The organism is Komagataeibacter kakiaceti JCM 25156 (assembly GCF_000613305.1).
Map to the genome: position 1 here is coordinate 1 of NZ_BAIO01000931.1, position 512 is coordinate 512.

1 protein-coding gene is annotated in these 512 nt (G+C 69.7%); it reads right to left on the reverse strand.

What is annotated here, in order from left to right; all coding sequences use genetic code 11:
• Positions 1-47: 47 nt before the first annotated feature.
• Positions 48-512 (reverse strand): DUF58 domain-containing protein (locus JCM25156_RS20115; protein WP_025814570.1); only part of this gene is annotated, 465 nt, incomplete at its 5' end.

Genomic DNA, 512 nt, shown 5'->3' on the forward strand with positions numbered 1-512 from the left:
CACGGGCAGGGCCAGCAGCCCCAGCAGCATCCATGGCGCAAGCAGGATCATGGCCTGCCCCCCATGCCCGGCAGGGCGTGCAGCGCCAGCAGGGCGTTTTGTGGGGGCTGGTCGGTCATATGCAGCACCGGCGGGCTGCCCGCCGCCTGGCACAGGGCGCGCAGTCCGTCCTGATGGCGTTTCCAGATCGCGGCGTAATCATGCCGCAATTCCGCACTCCCGGTCAGGAGCAGGGGGGCTTCGTTTTCCAGCCCGGTGAAGCGCATGTGCCCTTCATAGGGCAGGCGTGCCTCCGCCGGGTCCACGGTTTCGATCAGTACGCAGGTGGCCTGCCGGGCGGTGAGTGCGCGCAGGAACGTGGCCAGTTCGGCCGGGGGGTAAAGCCCGTCACCAAACAGCAGCACGCGGCTGCGGGCGGGAATGGGGGCGGGTTGCGGCAGGCCGGGCGTATCGGAAGTGGTGCGCAGGGCGGCGATCAGGCTGTGGGCCATCTGTTCCAGCGCGTGGTGCCG